Consider the following 21452-nt stretch of genomic DNA (forward strand, 5'->3'; position numbering starts at 1 on the left):
AAGCGTTCACGCCGTGGACTCGGCGGTAGTGCTGCTCGGTTTCGGCCGGCCACGGCTGAGGGCGTACGCGGCGAAGGCGAATACCAGGGCCGGGGCGCCGAGTACGACGACGCCGAAGATCCAGATGTAGTCCTTGGCGGCGGTGGCGGGTGTGGTGTAGGCCTGGGTGTCTTTGCCGATGTCGATGAGAACCATTCGGGCGTCGACTGTTTCGCCTTCGGTGACGTCGAAGAGTCGGACGGTGCGCCCGTCCTCGACGATCGTTCCGATACCCGCGTGGCCGCTGCTCATCCCCGAAGTGGAGCTTTCCTCGATCCGGACGGTCACCTCCTCGCCGAATCCCGCGAGGTAGGCGGTGGCGTTGACCAGATGCGCGACCCCCGTCAGCGCTCCTGCTCCGAAGACGACGGCGCCGACCGCGCACAGCACGGCCTGGATGATCCTTTTCACATGCCCCCCATGATGTCGATAGAACTCGATGGCCATCCTATGGCGAGTGGCACGGCTGTGCCTCAGGTCGCGACGCCCGCCGGGTGTGGAACCGCTCTCGTCCTCACCGAGAGCGCACCCCTCTTGTGACAGGTTTGGCAATTCGACGGTTCCGGGCAGTGAAAGCCCAGTACACGGGCATCGGCCCGATGGAGAGCCGGGGCCGAACGGCAGGTGGCGTTAAGGGTGGGCGTGTACCGTAAACCGGCATGAAATCTCGGCAGATCACGGTCGGTGACCAGGCCTGGACAGTGCGGGTCGACGGGCCCTCCTCACGGCACAATGTGCTGTTGCTTCCCGATGCGGACGACCCTGCTGATGTGTTCGACAAGGTGTGCGCGCGGCTGCACGAATCCGATCTGCAGACCGTCGTCGTGGAATCCGTCGAAGGGCTCGAGCCCGCGGGGGTGCACGCCATTCTCGACGAACTCGAACTGCCCTACGTGAACGTGGCCGGACGCGGTGCGGGGGCGGCACTCGCGTGGCGGGTGTGCGCGGGCCGCTTCGGCCGGTTCATGAGTCTCGTCGTCGCCGACCACGGCCACCCCGCCGTGCCCGGCGCCGACGGCACGATCCCCGACCCGGCCTGCCCGCCCCTCGAACTCCCGGTGACGATGATGGTCACCAAGAGCCTGCCCCGCGCCACCGCCGACGCCTCCGGCCGCTTCGTCTACGGCGAATTCCGTGTCGTCCCTTTGGAAGTCGACAACATCGCCACCGAGGCTGGCCACGAACTCGCCACCGAGATCGTGTTGCGCACCAGCCTCTGGTGAAACGGGGTCAGGACTTGCGGTAGGCGGCGAGCCAGTCGAGCCAGCTGTCGGTCTCGGCGAAGGCGACCGCGCGAACGGCCTCCGAGGACAGGAACACGTCGTGGCGAGCGCCGTCGATGGGGACGATGGTGGTGCGTTCGCCCAGGCAGCCGGCCCAGCGCTGGATCTGCTTGACGTCGAGCACAGCATCGGCCACGTCGACGGCTGAACTGTGCTGGCGCGCGAACTTGGTGACCCGCGAACGCAGGATCAGCGCGGGTACCCCGATGGTGAGGCCCTGCTGCAGCCGTGCCTGGCCCTGCCGGATCGCCCGCAACCAGCCGAGACGCACCGGTTCGCCGGTCAACGGCTTCCAGTCCAGGTTGTAGTCCCATTCACCCGAGCGGGTGTGGTGCAGGCTGTCGCCGTAGGCGGTGCTCACACCCATACCCGGGATCTGCGCGAACGCCCGGAACCGGCCGACGGCGTTGATGATGGGCGTGCCGACGGTGCGGTAGTACGACGGTCCCTGCAGGTCGAACCAGGGGCTGTTGAGCACCACACCGACCACACCCGCCGCCGCGCTACCACCCGCGGCTTCGAGCCGGTCGAGCCACAGCGGCACGATGAGGCCACCGGTCGAATGCGCGACGACCAGCACATCGTTGCCGGTTTCCTCGCGGGCGATCCGCAGCGCCTCGCTGAGTTCCGCGTCGTAGAGCGCCAGGTCGCTGACGTAGTGCGCGCTCTGTCCTTCACGCCGCGAGCGGCCGCATTTGCGCAGGTCGAGAGCGTAGAAGCGGTGGCCGCGTGCGGCGAAATGCTCGGCCAGGTGCTCCTGGAAGAAGTAGTCGGTGAAACCGTGCACGTAGAGCACTGTCGGCTCGTGTGCCGGGGCGGCGGCGTCGGGCAGGTAGCGAACCAGGGTGGCGACGATCTCGCCCTCGCCGTCGGGGTCGGTGCCCAGCGGCAGGGTTCGCTGCTGGTACGCCGTGCCGAGGATGTCGGCCTGCCACTGCTCGTCGGTCCGGTCGGCGATCCCTTGCGTTTCGTTCGTCACACCCGCCAATCTATCGCGGGGTCACGGCGACGTGCAGGGTTGGTTTACATCACATTCGGCAGGTCGGGTGCAGTGAGGCGATCTGCTGAGGTGCACAATTGAGTTCAGGTGAACGACGGGTAACCTACCCCCGGCGATTCACTGCGAGTCGCATCAACACTGCCAAGCGCCCGCGCCAAGCGAACTCACCCGCCGGTGGTTAGCTGAGAAGGACAAGGAAGTCGATCTACCCGTGCCGAACGCTGCGAAGATTGAAAAGACCGATGTAGTTCTCATCGGCGCAGGCATCATGAGTGCCACGCTGGGCGCGCTGCTGCGGCAGCTGCAGCCGGACTGGACGGTTTCGGTGTTCGAACGGCTCGACGCCGCCGCCGCCGAGAGCAGCGACCCGTGGAACAACGCGGGTACCGGTCACTCGGCGCTGTGCGAGCTCAACTACAGCCCGCAGAACGCCGACGGCTCGGTCGACGTCAGCAAGGCGATCGACATCAACGAACGCTTCCAGGTCTCGCGCCAGTTCTGGGCCTCCGCGGTCGACGCGGGCGTGCTGGGTGACCCGTCGCGCTTCATCAACCCCATCCCGCACGTCAGCTTCGTGCACGGTGCCGACAACGTCGAGTACCTGCGTAAGCGCTACGAGGCGCTGGCGCCGCACCCGCTGTTCCGCGGCATGGAGTTCATCGACAGCCCCGACGAGTTCGCCGCGCGCCTGCCGCTGATGGCCAAGGGCCGTGACTTCTCCGACCCCATCGCACTGAACTGGACCGACGGCGGCACCGATATCGACTTCGGCGCGCTCACCAAGCAGCTGCTGGCCTATGTCGGCTACTCCGGCGGCGAGATCGCCTTCGGCACCGAGGTCCGCGACCTCGACAAGCAGTCCGACGGCTCCTGGAACGTCACCGTACGTAACCTGCGCACCTACCGGTCGCGCACGATCAACGCGAAGTTCGTGTTCGTCGGCGCCGGTGGTGGCGCGCTGCCGCTGCTGCAGAAGTCGGGCATCAAGGAGGCCAAGGGCTTCGGTGGGTTCCCGATCAGCGGCCAGTTCCTGCGCTCGACCAACCCCGACCTGATCGCCGCGCACGAGGCCAAGGTGTACGGCAAGGCCGCCGTCGGCGCGCCGCCGATGTCGGTGCCGCACTTGGACACTCGCGTCATCAACGGCAAGAAGGGCCTGCTGTTCGGCCCCTACGCCGGCTGGACCCCCAAGTTCCTCAAGGACGGCTCCAACGCCGACCTGTTCAAGTCGATCAAGCCGAACAACATCGGTTCGCTCGTCGGCGTGGGTCTCACCGAGATGGGTCTCACCAAGTACCTGATCAGCGAGCTGCTGAAGTCGCAGAACGGCAAGGTGGGTGTGCTCGAGGAGTTCCTGCCGAGGGCCGACGGCCGCGACTGGGAGCTCATCACCGCCGGTCAGCGCGTGCAGGTGATCCGGCGCAAGGGTGCCGGTGGCGTGCTCGAGTTCGGCACCGCCGTCATCTCCGCCCAGGACGGCAGCATCGCCGGTCTGCTCGGTGCCTCGCCCGGCGCGTCGACCTGTGTCACCGCGATGCTCGATGTGATGCAGCGTTGCTTCCCGCGTGAGTACGCCGACTGGACCCCGCAGCTGCAGCAGATGATCCCCTCGCTCGGGCAGAAGCTGTCGGAGAACCAGGCCCTGTTCCAGGAAGTGTGGGACTGGACCAACAAGTCGCTCAAGCTCGACGAGGTCAGCGCCACCACCCAGGAAGACGCGCTCGGCTTCGCCCAGGTGCGCTGACCCGCCGTGCCGGTCGTGCTGAAACGGTCGTGGGCGGCGGACCTCGACTCCGCCGCCCTGTACCGGCTGCTGAAGTTGCGCGTCGACGTGTTCGTCGTGGAGCAGGAATGCGCCTACCCCGAACTGGACGGGCGTGACCTGCTTCCCGGCACGCGGCACCTGTGGATAGACGAGGACGGCGAGATCGTGGCGACTCTGCGCCTGCTCGAAGAGCCGGACGGATTCCGCATCGGCCGGGTGTGCGTGGCGGCGGATGCCCGCAAACGTGGCTACACCACTCGTCTGATGCAGGCCGCGCTGGCCGAAACCGGTTCGGCAACAGTGCGATTGGACGCTCAGTCCCACCTGGCCGACATGTATGCCAAGTTCGGCTTCGCCGTCGACGGGCCGGAATACGATGACGACGGCATCATGCACGTCCCGATGCGTCGCGGCTGATCCCCGGTATCCATCTCCGACCGCCTGCGTCTGCCATGCCGTCCGGTCCGTCGAGAGACGCGCGCGCCACTATGGCGGGACGCCGCTGGAGGCGATCGTCGCGGGCGGCGGACCGGGTGCCGCTCGTCGGGCAGTGATGCCCGGGGATCAGAGGTGATCGGGCCGCGCATACAGTGGGGGCGTGCCTGGTTTTGCTGATGTTGCCGCTGGTCCGCACACCGCTGCGCGGGGAGTGGGTGAAGCGGGGTTCCCGTTCTCGGCTGTGGTGGGGCAGGAGCGGTTGCAGCTGGCGTTGATCTTGTCGGCGGTGCACCCCGGGATCGGCGGGGTGCTGGTGCGCGGAGAGAAGGGCACCGCGAAGTCGACCGTGGTGCGCGCGCTCGCGCAGTTGCTGCCGCCGGTGGTCGACGAGACGGGCGCGCGACCGGCCCGGCTGGTCGAGTTGCCGGTCGGCGCCACCGAGGACCGGGTGGTCGGTTCGCTGGATCTCGAGCGGGTGCTGCGCGACGGGGAGCAGGCTTTCCGTCCCGGCCTGCTGGCCGCGGCCCATCACGGCGTGCTCTACGTCGACGAAGTGAATCTGCTGCACGACCACCTGGTCGACGTGCTGCTCGATGCCGCCGCCATGGGCCGCGTGCACGTGGAGCGCGACGGGGTGTCGCATTCGCATCCGGCGCGGTTCGTGCTCGTCGGCACCATGAATCCCGAAGAGGGAGAGCTGCGTCCGCAATTGCTCGACCGGTTCGGTCTCACCGTGGACGTGGCGGCCTCGCGTGACGTGTCGACCCGGATGGCCGTCGTGCGCCGCCGCCTCGACTACGAAGCCGACCCCGCCGCCTTCGCCGCCCGCTACGCCGGCGCGGATCGGGTTGTCGCCGAACGTATTCTGACCGCGCGCGACCGGCTGCCCGATGTCGTGCTCGACAATGCCGAGCTGCGCCGGATCGCGGCGCTGTGTGCGGCGTTCGATGTCGACGGGATGCGCGCGGATCTGGTCGTCGCCCGAACCGCGACCGCCCACGCGGCCTGGCGGGGCCGCGACCAGGTCACCGAGGATGATGTGCGGATCGCAGCCGAGCTGGCCCTGCCGCATCGGCGGCGCCGCGATCCGTTCGACGAGCCCGGGATCAGTGAGGAACAGCTCGACGAGGCGATGCGGGCGGCGGCCGAGGAAGTCGAAAATGCTTCCGAAGACGACGAATTCGATGATCCGTACGGGTCGGCCGATGACCGGGCGCTCGAGGGGGAGAATGCGGACGGTCGCAGCGGCGAGCAGGCCGACGGTGGTCGCGCGAGTGACGAGTCGATAGGTACCGATCAGGACGGGGACGGCTCCGGGGATCGGCTCGGGGGCAACAACTCGCGTGACCCGCGCGAGGGCGGTCCTGGCGACAGCGACGGGCCGGATGACGACGGCCCGGACGGTGGGCCCAGTGGCCCGAACGACAGCGGTCCGGACGGTGGGCCCGGTGGTGGCCCGAATGGCAACCGCGCGAACGATACCGGTTCGAACAGCAGTGGCTCCGACGACAAGGGCTCTCGGCCGACCGCCGAAAGGCTTTCCGGCACACCCGGTTCCACTTCCAAGCCCGCCCCCCGCTGGGAAGTCCCCGGCATCGGTGAAGGTGCCCCCGGCCGCCGCTCCCGCGCCCAGACCCGCACCGGTCGCATGGTCCGCCCCCACACCGACACCTCCACCGGTCTGCACCTGCTCGGCACCGTCTTCGCCGCCGCACCGAAACAGGTCGAGCGCGGCCGGTTCGCCGGCCCGCTCGCCTTGGCGATCGAAGACCTGCGTGGCGCGTATCGCGAAGGGCGCGAAGGCAATCTGGTGGTCTTCGCCGTCGACACCTCCGGTTCGATGGCCGCCCGCGACCGGCTCACCGCCGTCACCGGCGCCGTCGTCACCCTGCTGCGTGACGCCTACCAGCGCCGCGACAAGGTGGCGGTGATCAGCGTGCGCGGCAGCGAGGCCGAGCTGGTGCTGCCGCCGACCTCCTCGGTCGACATCGCCGTGCGCCGCCTGGCCGGTCTGCGCACCGGCGGGAAGACACCTCTCGCTGCCGGTTTGCTGAAGGCCCGCGAGGTGATCGCCCGCGAACACGTGCGCGACCCGCGTCGCCGCCCGATGCTCGTCCTGCTCACCGACGGCCGTGCCACCGGCGGCACCGACCCCCTCCCGCGCGCCCGCACCGCCGCGCGCCTCCTCGCGGGCGAAGGTCACACCACCATGGTCATCGACTGCGAGCGCGGCATGATCCGCCTCGGCCTGGCCGCCGAACTGGCCCGCGACCTGCGCGCCCGCTACCTGCGCCTCGACGAACTCACCGGCGAATCCGTCGCCGATGTGGTGCGCGCGTCCGGCTACCCGACGAACCGCGCGGCCTGAGCCTCAGCCGAGCGTGAAGAGAAGGAGATTGCTGTGCCCAAGGGTGTTCCCGAGGTCGTCCCCGCGGACGGGCTGACCACGCGGCAGCGGCGTAATCAACCCGTGCTTGCCGTGCACACCGGGCCCGGCAAGGGGAAGTCGACGGCGGCGTTCGGGATGGCGCTGCGGGCCTGGAATCAGGGATTCGACGTGGCCGTGTTCCAGTTCGTGAAGAGCGCGAAGTGGAAGGTCGGCGAGGAAGCGGCGTTTCGGACCCTCGGCACCCTGCACGAGGAAACCGGCGCGGGCGGCGCGGTGGAGTGGCACAAGATGGGGGAGGGATGGTCCTGGACCCGCAAGCACGGGACCGAGGAAGACCACGCCGCCGCCGCACTCGCGGGCTGGCAGGAGATTTCCCGGCGTCTCGCCGCCGAGCAGCACCGCTTCTACGTGCTCGACGAGTTCACCTACCCGTTGAAGTGGGGCTGGGTCGATATCGACGAGGTCGTCGAAACCCTCACCAACCGACCAGGTAACCAGCACGTTGTCATCACCGGCCGCGACGCACCACAGGCGCTCATCGACGCTGCCGACCTGGTCACCGAGATGACCAAGGTGAAGCACCCGATGGACGCGGGCCGCAAGGGTCAGCGCGGTATCGAATGGTGACTCGCTCGGCAGCCGTTATGGAACGAACGGGGAGTGGAACGGCGGTCGTGTGGGAGCGGCGACCGTGAGCGCCCCGGCGATCGTTATCGCGGCCCCGGCGTCGGGTAGCGGCAAGACGACGCTGGCCACCGGGCTCATCGGCGCGTTGCGGCGGGCTGGCCACCAGGTGGCGCCGTTCAAGGTCGGCCCGGACTACATAGACCCCGGGTATCACGGGCTCGCCGCCGGCCGCCCCGGCCGGAACCTCGATCCTGTTCTGGTAGGCGAGGATCGGGTGGTCCCGCTGTACCGGCACGGTGCGCGCGGGTGCGATATCGCGGTGGTCGAGGGCGTGATGGGCCTGTTCGACGGTCGCATCGACGAGCACCGGACGGAGGCGGTAGCTGAGGGTTCCACCGCGCAGGTGGCGAGCCTGCTCGGCGCACCCGTCGTGCTGGTCGTCGACGCGCGCGGGCATTCGCAGAGCCTGGCCGCCCTGCTCCACGGGTTCGCCACCTTCGACTCCTCGGTCCGTCTCGGTGGAGTGATCCTCAACCGCGTCGGCAGCGAACGCCACGAACAGGTCCTGCGCTCGGCATGCGACCGCGTGGGCATCCCCGTCCTCGGCGTGCTACCCCGCATGACCGAATTGGAAGTCCCCTCACGCCATCTCGGCCTCATCCCCGCCGTCGAACACGGGACCGCCGCCACCCGCGCGGTCGACGCGATGACCACCCTGGTCGCCGCCCACGTCGACCTCTCGGCGATCGTCGCCTTGGCCGGTGGATCGGTGCAGGGACCCGCCTGGGATCCGCTGACCGAACTGGCCGCAGCCGCCGATCGAGCCGTGACCGATCGAGAGCAGCCGTCCGGCGAGCTCGGCGGGTCGCCCTCTACCGCGCGAACTCCACACGACGCCGCCCCGGCGATATTGTCCGAGCGATCCCCACTGCCGACCGATCCGAACACGCAGGCCGCAGCCACTTTGTCCGGCCGAACGCTGCCCTCGTCGACCGAACCCGGAGTTACAGCAGGAATGGCCGAGTTCGCGCACGCCGCGAATCGGCCGGTCGAACCTGCGCGAACCGGGCGGACCACCACGATCACGGACGCGACTGCCGGCGACCGCCGCACCCGGATCGGGGGGCCGGTGATCGCGATGGCCGGCGGCGCTGCCTTCACCTTCGGCTACGCCGAGCACCGAGAGCTGCTCATGGCAGCGGGTGCGCAGGTCGTTGTCTTCGATCCACTGACCGACGAATTGCCCGAGAACACAGCGGGTCTGGTGCTGCCGGGTGGTTTCCCCGAGGAACACGCCGCGCAGCTCTCGGCGAATGTGCGCCTGCGCAGCGCGATCGCCGACGGCGCCACCCACGGCCTCCCGATCCACGCGGAATGCGCCGGACTGCTCTACCTCACCCGTTCCCTCGATGGGCACCCCATGGCGGGAGTGATCGATGCCGACGCCGAATTCGGCCCCCGCCTCACCCTCGGCTACCGCGACGCCGTCGCCCTGCACGATTCGGTGCTGTGGCAGGCGGGCGCCCGAGTACGCGGCCACGAATTCCACCGCACCCGCCTGATCCAGGCAGGCACGGCGGATACCGCATGGGGCTGGCGCACAACAGTATCCGTCTCCGAAGGCGCTGTGGTGGGCCAGGTCCATGCCTCCTACCTACACACCCACCCCGCGGGTAACCCTGACGCCATCCGCCGATTCGTAGACGCCGCAGGGAGATTCGACCTGACAGCCGACCGTGGGCGCCGATGATCGAGTGCGCGAGACGTCGCCGCGAACTCCCTGCCCGCGCTGAGAGACGACCCCGGTGCCTTGTCTGATTCGCTGGTGTGGGAAAGGGGTTCAGCCCCCGAGGCGCCCTCCTGCCGCTGCTGAGCGAGATGGCCGATTTCGTATGGTGGCAGGATTCGGTCGCCGCCGCCACGGGATTCAAACCTCGGTGGCGGATTGTTCATGACTGACGGTATGGGGCCGCAAGCGACTGGAGAGTTCGAGAGCGAGTCGCTGGACCGAGTCGCTGTCGGCATCGGTCTGCGCCCAGGCACCACATCGGACCGCATCGTGCGAGCCGTCGAAGAGGTTGTCGGGCAGTACCGCATCGCCTGCCTGGCGACGCTCGACACCCGAGCCGCCGAGCCGGAAGTGCGGGCGGCCGCCGCGATGCTAGGAGTCGCGCTGCTCGGATTCACCGCCGAGGAATTGTCCGCGGTAGAGGTTGCACACAGCTCGCTTCGCACCGAGGCAGCGGTCGGGACCCCCAGCGTCGCGGAGGCCGCCGCACTACTTGCGGGGAATGGCGAATCAGTATGCGGACGAACAATTGTCGATGGAATCGTCGTGGCAGTGGCGTATGCCGACCCGATTTAATTCGCTGGGCAAGACCGGCCGCGCACAGTAACGTCTGGTCCAGCAGTCGTACGGCGGGCCGGCACTGATCGGTTACCTCTGGACCAAGCGGACGCAGGTTCGAATCCTGCCCGCCACCGCGCGGTGGCGGTAGCTCAGTCTGGTAGAGCACTCGGCGCGTCCGGTCGGGACACACACGCCCGCCGTGCGATTGCGACGGAATAGGGCGGGCCGGATTCGGTCGGTTATCTGGTGACCTCGTAAGTCGAGCGGGTTCGATCCCCGCGTCGGAAAGCAATTTCCGGCTCCGGTCGAAAACACCACGCCTGCCCCATTCCGAATACATGCCCCGCCGGGTCCGGGGCCGAACAGCAACGCCCACGGGCGTATCGGAGGGGAACAATGAATATTCTGTCGCGGTTCAACCGTCGCAACACACCGCAGACCGCACCGGCCGACAATCGTCAGGTCGTGAACAATGCCGGTGGTTACGTTTTCGACATCACGCCGCAGGCACGAGTGCGTCGCTTCCTCACGCTCGGCACCGAATCGGGAACGTACTACGTGAGCCCCGCCGCGCTGACCGCCGACAACGCGGAGTTCATCGTCGAGTACGCGGCCGAGCACACCGCCGACCTGGTGCGCGAGATCGTGAAGATCTCCACCGCAGGTCGCGCGCCCCGGCAGAATCCCGCCCTGTTCGCACTCGCCGCCGCCGCGTCGGTCGGTGATGTCGACGGCCGTCGCGCCGCCTTGGCCGCGTTGCCGCAGGTCGCGCGCACCGGCACGCACCTGTTCCTGTTCGCCGGCTACATCGAGCAGTTCCGCGGCTGGGGTCGTGGGCTGCGCCGGGCGGTGGCGAACTGGTACCTGGACAAGCCGGTCGACGCGCTCGCCTTCCAGGCGGTCAAGTACCGGCAGCGTGAAGGCTGGACGCACCGCGACCTGCTTCGCCTGTCGCACCCGGCGGCCACCGACGACGAACGGCGCAGGCTGTTCGACTGGATCTGCGGCCGCGCAACGGAACTCGACGGCTTGGCCGTGATCGAGGGCTTCCAGCGTGCGCAGGCCGCCCCGGCCGATCAGGTGCCCGCACTTGTTCGCGAATACCGGCTCGGCTGGGAGATGCTGCCCGATGCCGCGTTGAACACACCCGAGGTGTGGGAGGCGCTGCTGGACAACGGAATTCCGCAGACAGCACTGCTGCGTCAGCTCCCGCGCCTCACCCGCCTCGGGATGCTGGACCCGCTCGGATCGCGGACGGCCGCGATCTGTGCCCAGCTCACCGATCCGGCGCGACTGCGCGCGGCTCGGGTGCACCCTGTCTCGGTGCTGATCGCTCTGCGTACCTACGCTTCCGGGCGTTCGGCACGCGGTTCGGGCACCTGGACGCCGTCGGCTCCGGTCGTCGACGCGCTCGATTCCGCGTTCTACGCGGCGTTCGAGCTGATCCAGCCGACCGGTCTGCGGCACCTGCTCGCGCTCGACGTGTCCGGGTCGATGACCGCGCCGATCAGCGGCCTGCCGCTGTCGGCACGCGAGGCATCGGCCGCGCTCGCCCTGGTCACCGCCCGCACCGAACCCCGGCACCGGATCGTCGGGTTCACCAGCGGCGGTAAGGGCTGGTCACAGTCGGACCGGTTGTCGGAGCTGGCGATCTCGCCGCGCCAGCGCTTGGACGATGCGGTGCGCACGGTATCGGGACTGCCGTTCGGCGGAACCGACTGCGCGCTGCCGATCCTGCACGCGCTGGACAAGGGCATCGAGGTGGACGTGTTCTCGGTTTACACCGACAACGAGACCTGGGCAGGTTCCATGCACCCGCATCAGGCGCTGGCCCGCTACCGCCGCGAGATGAACCCGCGAGCCAAGCTCGTGGTGGTCGGGATGACCGCGACGAACTTCAGCATCGCCGATCCCGACGACGCGGGCATGCTCGATGTCGCCGGTTTCGACGCCGCCGTGCCGTCGCTGCTGGCCGACTTCGCCACGGCCGCATAGAAGTTCACACAGCACAGAAAACGGAGCCGCCGCGACCTCGTTGTCGCGGCGGCACCTTTCCTCTCGCGCGGAAGTTCCTCACCCTCAGGGGGCGACCGAGGACCAATCGGCGAAACCGGTGGGGTCGTGGCGGCCCATGGAGGCGTGTTCGAACAGGCCCCAGCCCTCGGCGTCGCCGCAGCGGGCGTGGCCGATGTGGTCGATCACGCCGTAGGGGACGCGGGCTCGGATGCCGGGGTCGGTGAGGTCGTAGGTGCTCGACAGCGACCAGTTCTCGCCCATCCAGCGGCCGTGGGTCCAGTCGGGGTCGGCGCCGTATCCGCAGCCCACGTGCAGGGCGATGCCGGGGCGCGACTCGATCTCGACCTCGAGGGGCTTGCCGTCGGGGGTGGTCATGTCGAGGCGGACCGAGCGGGGGTGGCGGGTGCCCGGCTCGTAGACCCATGTCATGCGCGGCCAGCCGAGTTGTTCCTTGCGGCCGTCGTTCCAGATGCGCACCGCGTTGTTGAGAGTGCGGGTGCCGTCGGGTTCCTCCTGCACGATCACCACGATGGCGAAATCACGGAACCGCAGCGGCGCGTACAACCACCAGAAACCACCCATGCCCGTCGGCCGGCCCGCCGGGTCCGCTTCGCCGGAGGGACGGATGCCCCAGGAGCGGTCGCGGCTGCCCGTCCACACCGCCGGGTCGACGGAGTAGTCGCGCCCGTGGACCGCGAGAGTGCCCTCCCACGAACCCAATTGGGCGAAACGAGAGGCCTCGATGATCGGCCGCGTGCCGGACAGGATCAGGTGCGGTTGCTCCTGCACGGCCGGCTGCGCCCCGGTCCAGGTGAGGTCGAAACCGAGATCGTCGTGCTCGCACACCACGCGCAACTTCTGTAGCGGCTCGATCACCTCGATGCGGTAGCCACCGACGCCGGTGTCGAGATCACGAGAGGTGAGCGCGTCGGAGAACCGCACACTGTGCTGGGTGTCGCCCTGGCGTGCGCATGCGAACGCGTCGACCACACCCAGGTTCGGGTATACGCCGAACCCGGTGATGAGCATGGTGTCACCGGCGGGGTCGAAGGCGTTGAAGTAGTAGCGGTCGTAGAAGTTCCGGTCGCTGGTCGCCACCCGGGCCAGCGACAGCGGCGTCTGATGGACCGGGTATTCGTCCAGGGGGACGGGCATGATCGCGTTCATCGTCAGTCCCATTCGTAGGTGCCGTCGAGCAGCGCTTCGAGTCCGCGCCGGTGCATGATGTAGTCGTCGCGCTCGTCGGGCACGGTGTCCTCGCCGAAATGGATCATCCGCCGCTTGATCCGCGCCATCACGATGGCGTGGCGCAGCGCCGCGTACACGATGTAGAAGTCCAGGTCGGTGACGGTGTGGCCGGTGAGCTTCTCGTACTCGGCGACCACGTCGTCGCGGCGCAGGAAGTCGGCGAGGCCCGGCTGGTCGAAGTGGGTGGCGATGTCCTGGAAGAACCGGTGGATGAAGATCAGCCAGCCCAGGTCGAGCTCGCGGGGGCCGAGGGTGGCCATCTCCCAGTCCAGCACGGCGGCCGGGGTGAAGCCGTCGAACAGGATGTTGCCGGGGCGCGCGTCACCCCAGTTGAGCACCTCGGCGCCGGTCTCGGCGGGCCAGTTGGCCTCCAGCCAGTCGAAGGCACGCTCGATCAGCGGGATCTCGACACCGTCGTCGGCCAGCGCCCACCGGTACCAGGCGCGCTGAGCCTCGAAGTGCCTGCGCAGCGCGGACCCTTCGCCGCCGAGCGCCGGAAAGCGCTGTGCCGCTTCGTCGATCGCGTGCACCTGGGCGATCACCTTGACGGTCTCGGCGGTGATGCCCGCGCGCTCGGTGGGGGTGGCGTCGAACACCCAGCCGAAGAACACGTACGGCGGATTGTCGGCGACTACCTGACCATCGATTTTGTCCATGACGAAAAACGGTGTGCCGAACAGTGATTCGTCGGTCTCGAGCCAGCGCAGGGCGGGCACGGGAACCTCCGACGCCGCCGCGACACCCGACATCACCTGGTACTGCAACGGCAGGTCATAGGACTGGAACACCGGAAACGACGAGTCCTCGGGCGCCATCCGGGCGACGAACGAACCGCTCTCGGCGACCCCGTTCACCGACCATTCGGCATCGAACAGAACCGTGGTGCTCGACATACCGCCGGTGGCGGGCTTGCTGAGGTTGCCGATCGCCGGCGGTGCGTCGGCGCCGACCTTGTCCGACAGCCACCCCGAGAGCCGCTCGCCGAATGCGTCGAGATCGAGCTCGGTGACGGTCAGCGACTGCTGCGCGGTGTGGTCCGTGTCGTCGGACATACGTGGGGTCCCCTGTCGGCGTGGTGAAACGTGTTCCGTACCGGCGTACCGGAAGACCGGCCGGAATGTAAGGCGGGCGTCGGTGAGCGGGATTCAGGGTTGACACCACCAAGATCGGGGTTTCCCCCGATGCGCGTGCGAGCCGTTCTCGGTAAAGCTTGCCGGACAGCCGTTTTCGATAGGGAGGTACGTAGTGACCGCAGTCGTCGCGGAGCACGCAGTCGAGGAGCCGGTGCGTGCACCGGAGCCCAGGTGGCACCCGCTCAGCCTGATCGCGTTCCGGTTCTGCGTCGCGTACTTCGGCCTGTTCTGCCTGTGGATGGCTCAGATCACCTTCGTCTTCCTCGGCGTGATCGCGTTGAAGATGCCCGAGGACGCCGTCGCCTGGCAGCTGCTCACGCTGGCCCCGGTGAGCAGCTGGATCGGGGAGCACGTGTTCGGCGTGTACGCCGAGCTGGAGATGAACGGCAGCGGCGACCAGGCCGCCATCTGGATCCAGTGCGGCTTGGTGCTGATGGTCGCGATCCTGGTCACCGCGGTGTGGTCGATTCTCGACCGCCGCCGCCGCGCCTATCCCCGGGTGGCGAGCTGGTTCCTCACCGGCCTGCGCCTGGCTGTCGGCGGGCAGATGCTGTTCTACGGTTTCACGAAACTGGTCCCCACCCAGATGCCCGAACCGGCGCTGACCACCTTGCTCACCCGGGTAGGCGACCTGAGTCCGATGGCGATGCTGTGGACGCAGGTCGGTTCGGCACCGGCCTATGAGGTGGCGCTCGGTGCCGCCGAGGTGCTCGCGGGGCTGCTGCTGTTCTGGCCGCGCACCGCGACGCTCGGTGCCATGCTCAGCGTGATCAGCATGGCCCAGGTGTTCCTGCTGAACCTCACCTTCGACGTGCCGGTGAAGATGCTGTCCGGCCACCTGCTGCTGATGAGCCTGGTGCTGCTCGCCCCGCAGGCCCGGCGGCTACTGGATGTGCTTGTGCTGGAACGTGCATCGGGTCCGATGGTGCAGCCCGCGCTGTTCCGGTCCGCGCGGGCGAACCGGTGGGCCACCGTGGCGCAGGTCGCGGCGGCGGTGTGGATTGTGGCCGGAATGATCGTGGTGATCACGGACTCCTGGCGCGAATACGGCGGGGGCGCACCGGAACCGGAGCTGTACGGCATCTGGGAGGTGTCGGAGTTCTCGATCGAGCAGCTGCCGGTGGCGCCGCTGACCACCGATCCCGTCCGCTGGCAGCGCCTCGTCGTGGACAAGGGCACGGCGGGCTATCAGCGCATGGACGACACCATCGTTCCGGTCCAGGCCACCGTCGACCCGGCGACCTCGACGCTCACGCTCCTGGCCGCGCCGACAGCACCCGATCAGGCGCCCGCGCCGTACGCCACTCTCGCCGTGGACCGTGCGGCAGACGACCGGCTCACCCTACGCGGCGACATCGCGGGCAAGCAGGCGGTGGTCGTCCTCACTCGCGTCGATCTCGACAGTTTCCCCTTGCGGGGCACCGGCTTCCGGTGGGTACAGAACAATCCCTACCTGGGCTGAGCCGTGCACGGTGCGGCGAGGCGCGCGCGGACCGGCGTCCATCGACCCGACCGGCACCGGGCAGCGGTCTGACACCGCAACGGCCGGGTGGGTGCGGGGATCGGCAGGTCACGAACTAGGCTCGGACATTGTGCCGAACACGTCTGACACCGCATCGACCCAGCCCGCCGGGGACCCGAACTACCTGGTCGGGCTCGATCTGCGTGGACGCAGAGTCGTTGTCGTCGGCGGCGGCACTGTCGCCCAGCGCAGGCTCGGGCTGCTCGTGGCCGCGGGTGCGCAGGTGCACGTGGTCAGCCGCGCCGTGACCCCGGCCGTGGAGGGCATGGCAACAGCGGGGCAACTCACCGTGGAACTGCGCGACTACCGCGACGGCGACCTCGACGAGGCCTGGTACGCGATGGCCTGCACCGACGAACCCGAGACCAATGCCGCCGTGGTCGCCGAGGCCACCGCCAAACGGATCTTCTGCGTGCGCGCCGACATCGCCCGCGACGGCACCGCCGTCACCCCCGCGACCGCTCGCTACGACGGCCTGACTCTCGGCGTCCTCGCGGGTGGCGCGCACCGCCGCTCGGCCGCCGTCCGCAACGGGCTGCTCGAAGCACTGCAATCCGGTGTGGTGACCGATGATTCGGAACCCGTGACGCCCGGCGTCGCGCTCGTGGGTGGTGGGCCAGGCGACCCGGACCTCATCACCGTGCGCGGCCGCCGCCTGCTCGCCCGCGCCGACCTGGTCGTCGCCGACCGGCTCGCACCGCCGGAACTGCTCGCCGAACTCGGCCCGCACGTCGAGGTCATCGACGCGGCGAAGATCCCCTACGGCCGGTCCATGGCGCAGGAGGCGATCAACCTCGCCCTCGTCGAGGGCGTGAAGGCGGGCAAGTTCGTCGTCCGGCTCAAGGGCGGCGACCCGTACGTATTCGGGCGCGGGTACGAGGAGCTCGAGGCGTGCGCCGAGGCGGGCATCCCGGTGACGGTGGTACCCGGCATCACCAGTCCCATCTCGGTACCCGGTGCGGCGGGCATCCCGGTGACCCATCGCGGGGTGACCCACGAATTCGTGGTCGTGAGCGGACACGTCGCCCCGGATCACCCGGACTCGCTGGTCGACTGGTCGGCGCTGGCCAAGCTGCGCGGCACCCTCGTGCTGATGATGGCCGTGGAACGCATCGACAAGTTCGCCGCCGCCCTGCTCGACGGCGGCAAGCCCGCCGACACCCCGGCCACCGTCATCCAGGAGGGCACCCTGCGCACCCAGCGGGTGGTGCGCGCCGACCTGGCAACCGTCGCCGAGCGGGTCAAGCAGGAGGGCATCCGGCCGCCCGCGATCATCGTCATCGGGCCGACAGCGGCCTTCGGTGCCGACCCCGCCTGAGTCACGATCCCGGCAGGGGCGCCGGCCGCGTCGTTTACAGTGGTCGACTGTGCTCGAAAACCCCGCTGCCTCGAAGCAGTCCCCGGTGAAGCAGTCGGCCTTCGGGCTCGCGATCATCGTTCTCAGCGGCCTGCAGTTCATGGTCGTGCTCGACGGCACCGTCGTGATCTTCGCGCTGCCCCGCTTGCAGGACGAACTCGGTCTGTCCAGTTCGGGCGGTGCGTGGACGGTCACCGCCTACGGCCTCACCTTCGCGGGCATGATGCTGCTGGGCGGTCGCCTCGGTGACGTCTTCGGCCGCAAACGCATGCTTATCACCGGTGTCGGCCTGTTCACCGCCGCCTCGCTGGCCTGCGGCCTCGCCCAGGGCGAGCTGGCGCTGCTGATCGCGCGCGCCTTCCAGGGTGCGGGCGCGGCGATCGCGGCACCGACCGCGTTCGCGCTGGTCGCCACTACTTTCGCGCCGGGTAAGGCACGCAACCAGGCGGTGGCCGTCGTCGGATCGATGGCGGGCATCGGGTCGGTGAGCGGCCTGGTGATCGGTGGTCTGCTCACCGAGATGTCGTGGCGGATGATCTTCCTCATCAATGTGCCGATCGGTGCGCTGATCGTGGTCGGCGCGATGTACACACTCTCCGACACCGCCCACCACCGGGCGCCTCTCGATGTGAAGGGCGCGGTGCTCGGTACGCTCGCCTGCGCGCTGGTCGTGTTCGGCGCCACCGAGGGGCCGTCGTGGGGATGGGGCAGCCCGGTCATCCTGGCCTCGCTGATCGTCGGTGTCGTGCTGCTCGTGGCGTTCGTGCTCATCGAGCGCAACGAGGCCGACCCGCTGCTGCCGTGGTCGCTGTTCGACAGCCGCGACCGCAACTCGACCTTCCTGCTGATCTTCCTCGCGGGCGCGGTACTCGGCGCGATGACGTTCTTCGTCGCCCAGATGCTGCAGAACTCGCTCGGCTACAGCCCGCTGCACGCCGGTATCGCCTGCATCCCGTTCACCATCGGCATCGGCGTCGGTGGCGCGCTGGCCTCGAAGGCGGCGTTGCGGGTGCCGCCGCGCTGGCTGCTGACCGGCGCCGCGCTCGTGCTGTCGGGGGCGCTGCTGTTCGGGTCGACCCTGGACCGCCACATCGGTTACTTCACCACCCTGCTGCCGCTGCTCGTCGTGATCGGATTCGGGGTGGGTGTGGCGATGGTGCTCGCCCCGCTGTGCGTGCTGGTCGACGTGCCGCCGTCCGATATCGGTCCGCTCTCGGCAGTTGGGCAGATGTTCATGAACTTGGCGACGCCGATCGCGATCGGACTGCTCAGCCCGATCGCGGCCTCGCGCACCCTGTCGCTCGGCGGCAGCCCCGACACCAAGGTGTCGGCCATGACCGGACCCCAACTCGACGCGCTCACCAGCGGCTACACCACGGTCCTGCTCGTCTGTTCGGGTCTGGCGCTGCTGGCCGCCGTCGTGGCGCTGACACTGCGTTTCACGCCGGGTCAGCTGGCCCAGGCCCAGCACGCCCAGGAGGAAGCCCAGCAGTCCTGAGCCTCAGAGGCGGCCGGTGACCTTATACGGCGTGATCCGTACCGTCACTCGTTCGGCGTCGTCGATCGAAGCCGGGTTGAACTGGGCGTAGGGCAGACCTGTGTATTTCAGGGACAACTCGTCGGGCAGCAGACGATCGGGATCCGGGACGAGGGTGGCGGTGCCGCGGATGGCGGCGTAGACGAACGGGCGCTCGGGCGGGTTGACCATCACGGTGACGCGGGGGTCGCGGGCCAGGTTCTTGGCCTGCTGGCGGGCGACCGTGGTGGAGAAGAGCAGGTCGTCGCCGTCGCGTTTGATCCAGACGACGGTCAGATGCGGATGCCCGTCGGGGCCGAGGGTGGCGACGGTGGCATACGCCTTCTCGTTGTCGATATAGGTGGACAACTCTTCGGACAGCGCGATGGTTCGGGTCATACCGGTACGAACGCGGCGGTCATACCCGGCATTCCGGCCCGTTGTGGCAGAACGGTATTCGGGTTCTCGTGGTGAAGACGGGGTTGCCCGACAGTTGACGCGGCATGAGACTGGAGGGATGTCTGTGCTCGCGGAGAACCTGCTCGACCGGTGGATCGCCTTGGCCGGGACCGACTCCGAAGCCATCGGGATCGGCATCATCGGCCGCTACGCCGAACCACACCGTCGCTACCACACGCTCACCCACCTGGCGGTGATGCTCGCCGCCATCGACGAATTGGCCGATGCCGCAACCGATATCGATGCCGTGCGCTACGCGGCCTTCTTCCACGACGCGATCTACGCCGTCGACCGCGCCGACAACGAGGAACGCAGCGCCGACCTGGCTCGCGACGTGCTCGAATCACTCGGCGCCACACCAGAGCTGGTGAACGAGGTGGTGCGCCTGGTGATCCTCACCCGTGGTCACAACCCGGAAGCCGGCGACGCCAACGGCGCGGTGCTCTGCGACGCCGACCTGGTCGTGCTCGGTGGGACAGCGCAGGAGTACGCCACCTACGCGGCCGCGATCCGCGAGGAATACCGCCACGTCCCCGACGACCTGTTCCGTGCGGGCCGTGCCTCGGTGCTGCGCAACCTCGCCGAGCAACCGCGCCTGTTCCGCACGCCGCGGGCCTATCAGCGTTACGAGGGGCCCGCTCGTGCCAACCTCGCGGCCGAACTCATCGGCTTGTCCGGCTAGTCCTTGCGCCCGGTCAGCGCGAGCGACGCGCCGAGGCCGATCATGACCAACCCGCCGGTCCCGCCGACGGCGGCCAGGCGTCGCGGCGACCGGGCGAACCAGGTTCTGGCCGAGCCGGCCGCCAGCGCCCACAGTGAATCGAAGACGAGGCCGAAAATGGGGATGCACAGGCCGAGGATCAGCATCTGCTGCGGTACGCCGCCACGTGCGGGGTCGACGAACTGGGGGAGCAGCGCCGCGAAGAAGACGATGGTCTTCGGGTTCGCCAGGCCGACGATGAACCCGTCGCGCAATGCCGCGACCGCGTTGTCGTCGCGACCGTCGGGCCCGATCTGCATGGCATCGTGCAGTTGCGTGCGGTGCCGGAAGGCCTGAATGCCCAGGTACACAAGGTAACCCGCGCCGACGAGCTTGATCGCGGTGAACACCGTCGCCGACGCCATCACCACCGCCCCCACGCCACACGCGACGGCGACGACCTGGAGGTAGACCCCGACAGCGTTGCCGACCACGTTCAGCAACGCGGTCCGCCGACCGGCGGTGAGCGCCCGCCCGATGGTGAACAACACGCTCGGACCCGGCACGAGAACGATCAGCAACGCCAGTCCGGCGAACGACGCCAGCGCACCCCAGGAGACCATGACCGCCACGGTATCCGGGCCGCGCTCAGCGCGCGAGCGCGTTGTTCGATTCGATCGCGGTCACGATGAGGTCGGCTACGCCGCGCTGACCGGCGAGGGTCGGGTGATAGGGCAGCAGGGTGCGGTCGGCCAGGATCGGGTCGAACCAGCGCACGGACGGATCCGCGCACATCCCGAATTCGCGGGAGGCGGCGACAGTATCGACAAAGATCGCACCGTGCGCGGCGGCTTCGCCCGCGACCACCGCGTTGAGTCGTTCGAACTTGGACTGGATATTGGCGGCGTCGGTGTCGCGCAGTCCGGCCATCGCCGGGCAGCTGTGGTCGGTGAGGTAGGTCGGCCAGCCGTCGACGACGATGACGGCGTTCGGGGCGCGCCGGGTGATGTCGTCGAGTGCGGCCGCGTAGCTCGGGGCGATCGCGTCGATCTTCTCGTCCCAGCCGTGGTCCGTCCCGCAGCCGCCCAGGTGGCACCGGCCGAGGATGTACTGCGTCATATCGGCGTCGTTGGCGCCGATGTGCAGCGTGACCAGCTGTGTCGCAGGCCCGAGCGCGTCCAGCTGCGGGGCGACACCCGGTCCCTGCTGCTGGGTCAGGTGCGGGATCTTCGCCGAACTGCAGGTGCGGTCGTCCAGGGTGAGTCCGAGCCGTTGCGCCACCAGCTTCGGCGCGTTGGCCGTCGAGCGAGCACACTGCAGCGGAGCGGTGAGGTCGAGGTTCGCGGCGCCGGTGGTCGCGGCACCGGAATCGCCGAGGGCCACATAGGCAGCCCCGCTGACCGGGTCGGCGTGCGCTCCGGCCGAGAGCAGCGCGGACGCCGAAACGGTCAGCGCCGCAACGAGAGCGCGCATGCGGTTGGTCATCGAACATCCTGGGGATCGAGCGGTCGTCGGCGTCGGGTCGGTCGGCCGAGTTCAGGCTAGGCGGCGGTGCACCCCGTTGTCTTTGTGCTGCGTCACGGTATCTGTTGGACGATGCGATTGACAGG

General features: G+C 68.8%; 19 protein-coding genes. 12 read left to right on the plus strand and 7 right to left on the minus strand.

Annotation, left to right across the window (positions count from 1 at the left end; all coding sequences use genetic code 11):
• Positions 1 to 6 precede the first annotated feature (6 nt).
• Positions 7 to 450, minus strand: coding sequence for a hypothetical protein (locus LDL21_RS13850; RefSeq protein WP_225280403.1), 444 nt, complete (start codon positions 448 to 450; stop codon positions 7 to 9).
• Between the two features lie 248 nt (positions 451 to 698).
• On the opposite strand from LDL21_RS13850, the gene LDL21_RS13855 reads away from it, so the two are divergent.
• Entirely contained in the window at positions 699 to 1262 is a 564-nt protein-coding gene (locus tag LDL21_RS13855) for an alpha/beta hydrolase (RefSeq protein ID WP_181696860.1), read from the plus strand.
• 7 nt (positions 1263 to 1269) lie between these two features.
• On the opposite strand, the gene LDL21_RS13860 is transcribed toward LDL21_RS13855, so the two are convergent.
• Positions 1270 to 2301: an alpha/beta hydrolase gene (locus LDL21_RS13860; RefSeq protein ID WP_181696861.1), complete on the minus strand. Its 1032-nt coding sequence runs from the start codon at positions 2299 to 2301 to the stop codon at positions 1270 to 1272.
• A gap of 232 nt (positions 2302 to 2533) precedes the next feature.
• On the opposite strand from LDL21_RS13860, the gene mqo reads away from it, so the two are divergent.
• The 7 genes from mqo to LDL21_RS13895 all read left to right on the plus strand — a co-directional run bounded on the left by mqo (position 2534) and on the right by LDL21_RS13895 (position 11886).
• Positions 2534 to 4066, plus strand: a complete 1533-nt coding sequence (gene mqo / locus LDL21_RS13865; protein WP_181696862.1) for a malate dehydrogenase (quinone) — start codon at positions 2534 to 2536, stop codon at positions 4064 to 4066.
• Positions 4067 to 4072: 6 nt separating this feature from the next.
• Positions 4073 to 4504 carry a GNAT family N-acetyltransferase gene (locus tag LDL21_RS13870; RefSeq protein WP_225280404.1) on the plus strand — a complete coding sequence of 144 codons (432 nt, stop codon included), beginning with the start codon at positions 4073 to 4075 and terminating at the stop codon, positions 4502 to 4504.
• 181 nt (positions 4505 to 4685) lie between these two features.
• Positions 4686 to 6893 carry a VWA domain-containing protein gene (locus LDL21_RS13875; protein ID WP_372462180.1) on the plus strand — a complete coding sequence of 736 codons (2208 nt, stop codon included), beginning with the start codon at positions 4686 to 4688 and terminating at the stop codon, positions 6891 to 6893.
• A 33-nt stretch (positions 6894 to 6926) separates the two neighbouring features.
• The gene (cobO, locus tag LDL21_RS13880; protein WP_181696864.1) at positions 6927 to 7541 is read left to right on the plus strand and encodes a cob(I)yrinic acid a,c-diamide adenosyltransferase; all 615 of its coding nucleotides are present in this window, start codon (positions 6927 to 6929) and stop codon (positions 7539 to 7541) included.
• Positions 7542 to 7605: 64 nt separating this feature from the next.
• Complete coding sequence (locus LDL21_RS13885) at positions 7606 to 9291, plus strand: cobyrinic acid a,c-diamide synthase CobB (protein ID WP_225280405.1); 1686 nt, start codon at positions 7606 to 7608, stop codon at positions 9289 to 9291.
• 201 nt (positions 9292 to 9492) lie between these two features.
• Positions 9493 to 9906, plus strand: coding sequence for a cobalamin biosynthesis protein (locus tag LDL21_RS13890; RefSeq protein ID WP_225280406.1), 414 nt, complete (start codon positions 9493 to 9495; stop codon positions 9904 to 9906).
• A 381-nt stretch (positions 9907 to 10287) separates the two neighbouring features.
• Positions 10288 to 11886: a TROVE domain-containing protein gene (locus tag LDL21_RS13895; RefSeq protein WP_225280407.1), complete on the plus strand. Its 1599-nt coding sequence runs from the start codon at positions 10288 to 10290 to the stop codon at positions 11884 to 11886.
• 84 nt (positions 11887 to 11970) lie between these two features.
• On the opposite strand, the gene LDL21_RS13900 is transcribed toward LDL21_RS13895, so the two are convergent.
• Together LDL21_RS13900 and LDL21_RS13905 are read right to left on the minus strand one after the other, a co-directional pair.
• A complete protein-coding gene (locus LDL21_RS13900; protein WP_225280408.1) occupies positions 11971 to 13074 on the minus strand; it encodes an Rv3169 family protein in 1104 nt (367 codons plus the stop codon).
• Positions 13075 to 13076: 2 nt separating this feature from the next.
• A complete protein-coding gene (locus LDL21_RS13905) occupies positions 13077 to 14207 on the minus strand; it encodes a phosphotransferase family protein (protein ID WP_225280409.1) in 1131 nt (376 codons plus the stop codon).
• Between the two features lie 193 nt (positions 14208 to 14400).
• Here LDL21_RS13905 and LDL21_RS13910 point away from each other — a divergent pair, with 193 nt between their 5' ends.
• The 3 genes from LDL21_RS13910 to LDL21_RS13920 all read left to right on the plus strand — a co-directional run bounded on the left by LDL21_RS13910 (position 14401) and on the right by LDL21_RS13920 (position 18665).
• Entirely contained in the window at positions 14401 to 15750 is a 1350-nt protein-coding gene (locus tag LDL21_RS13910; RefSeq protein ID WP_225280410.1) for a DoxX family protein, read from the plus strand.
• Between the two features lie 130 nt (positions 15751 to 15880).
• A complete protein-coding gene (cobA, locus tag LDL21_RS13915) occupies positions 15881 to 17128 on the plus strand; it encodes a uroporphyrinogen-III C-methyltransferase (protein WP_225280411.1) in 1248 nt (415 codons plus the stop codon).
• A gap of 49 nt (positions 17129 to 17177) precedes the next feature.
• Positions 17178 to 18665, plus strand: coding sequence for an MFS transporter (locus tag LDL21_RS13920; RefSeq protein ID WP_225280412.1), 1488 nt, complete (start codon positions 17178 to 17180; stop codon positions 18663 to 18665).
• A gap of 3 nt (positions 18666 to 18668) precedes the next feature.
• Here LDL21_RS13920 and LDL21_RS13925 read toward each other — a convergent pair whose 3' ends face one another.
• Complete coding sequence (locus LDL21_RS13925; RefSeq protein WP_225280413.1) at positions 18669 to 19082, minus strand: PPOX class F420-dependent oxidoreductase; 414 nt, start codon at positions 19080 to 19082, stop codon at positions 18669 to 18671.
• A gap of 118 nt (positions 19083 to 19200) precedes the next feature.
• Between LDL21_RS13925 and LDL21_RS13930 the strand changes: the two genes are divergently transcribed.
• Positions 19201 to 19824, plus strand: coding sequence for an HD domain-containing protein (locus LDL21_RS13930; protein WP_225280414.1), 624 nt, complete (start codon positions 19201 to 19203; stop codon positions 19822 to 19824).
• On the opposite strand, the gene LDL21_RS13935 is transcribed toward LDL21_RS13930, so the two are convergent.
• Both LDL21_RS13935 and LDL21_RS13940 read right to left on the minus strand, forming a co-directional pair.
• On the minus strand, positions 19821 to 20465 hold the full coding sequence (locus LDL21_RS13935; protein WP_225280415.1) for a LysE family translocator: 645 nt from the start codon (positions 20463 to 20465) through the stop codon (positions 19821 to 19823). The genes LDL21_RS13930 and LDL21_RS13935 overlap by 4 nt on opposite strands.
• A 25-nt stretch (positions 20466 to 20490) precedes the next feature.
• Positions 20491 to 21327 (minus strand): SGNH/GDSL hydrolase family protein, encoded by an 837-nt coding sequence (locus tag LDL21_RS13940; RefSeq protein WP_225280416.1) that lies wholly within the window; start codon positions 21325 to 21327, stop codon positions 20491 to 20493.
• Positions 21328 to 21452: the final 125 nt, after the last annotated feature.

Origin of the sequence: Nocardia rosealba (genome assembly GCF_020216065.1) — a bacterium.
Taxonomy (GTDB): domain Bacteria; phylum Actinomycetota; class Actinomycetes; order Mycobacteriales; family Mycobacteriaceae; genus Nocardia; species Nocardia rosealba.

What these genes read in the sequence shown, in the direction of transcription:
- LDL21_RS13855 (WP_181696860.1), top strand. Translation starts at nt 699, where the DNA reads ATGAAATCTCGGCAGATCACGGTCGGTGACCAGGCCTGGACAGTGCGG.
- LDL21_RS13890 (WP_225280406.1), top strand. Translation starts at nt 9,493, where the DNA reads ATGACTGACGGTATGGGGCCGCAAGCGACTGGAGAGTTCGAGAGCGAG.
- LDL21_RS13895 (WP_225280407.1), top strand. Translation starts at nt 10,288, where the DNA reads ATGAATATTCTGTCGCGGTTCAACCGTCGCAACACACCGCAGACCGCA.
- LDL21_RS13900 (WP_225280408.1), bottom strand. Translation starts at nt 13,074, where the DNA reads ATGAACGCGATCATGCCCGTCCCCCTGGACGAATACCCGGTCCATCAG.
- LDL21_RS13905 (WP_225280409.1), bottom strand. Translation starts at nt 14,207, where the DNA reads ATGTCCGACGACACGGACCACACCGCGCAGCAGTCGCTGACCGTCACC.
- LDL21_RS13925 (WP_225280413.1), bottom strand. Translation starts at nt 19,082, where the DNA reads ATGACCCGAACCATCGCGCTGTCCGAAGAGTTGTCCACCTATATCGAC.
- LDL21_RS13930 (WP_225280414.1), top strand. Translation starts at nt 19,201, where the DNA reads ATGTCTGTGCTCGCGGAGAACCTGCTCGACCGGTGGATCGCCTTGGCC.
- LDL21_RS13935 (WP_225280415.1), bottom strand. Translation starts at nt 20,465, where the DNA reads ATGGTCTCCTGGGGTGCGCTGGCGTCGTTCGCCGGACTGGCGTTGCTG.
- LDL21_RS13940 (WP_225280416.1), bottom strand. Translation starts at nt 21,327, where the DNA reads ATGACCAACCGCATGCGCGCTCTCGTTGCGGCGCTGACCGTTTCGGCG.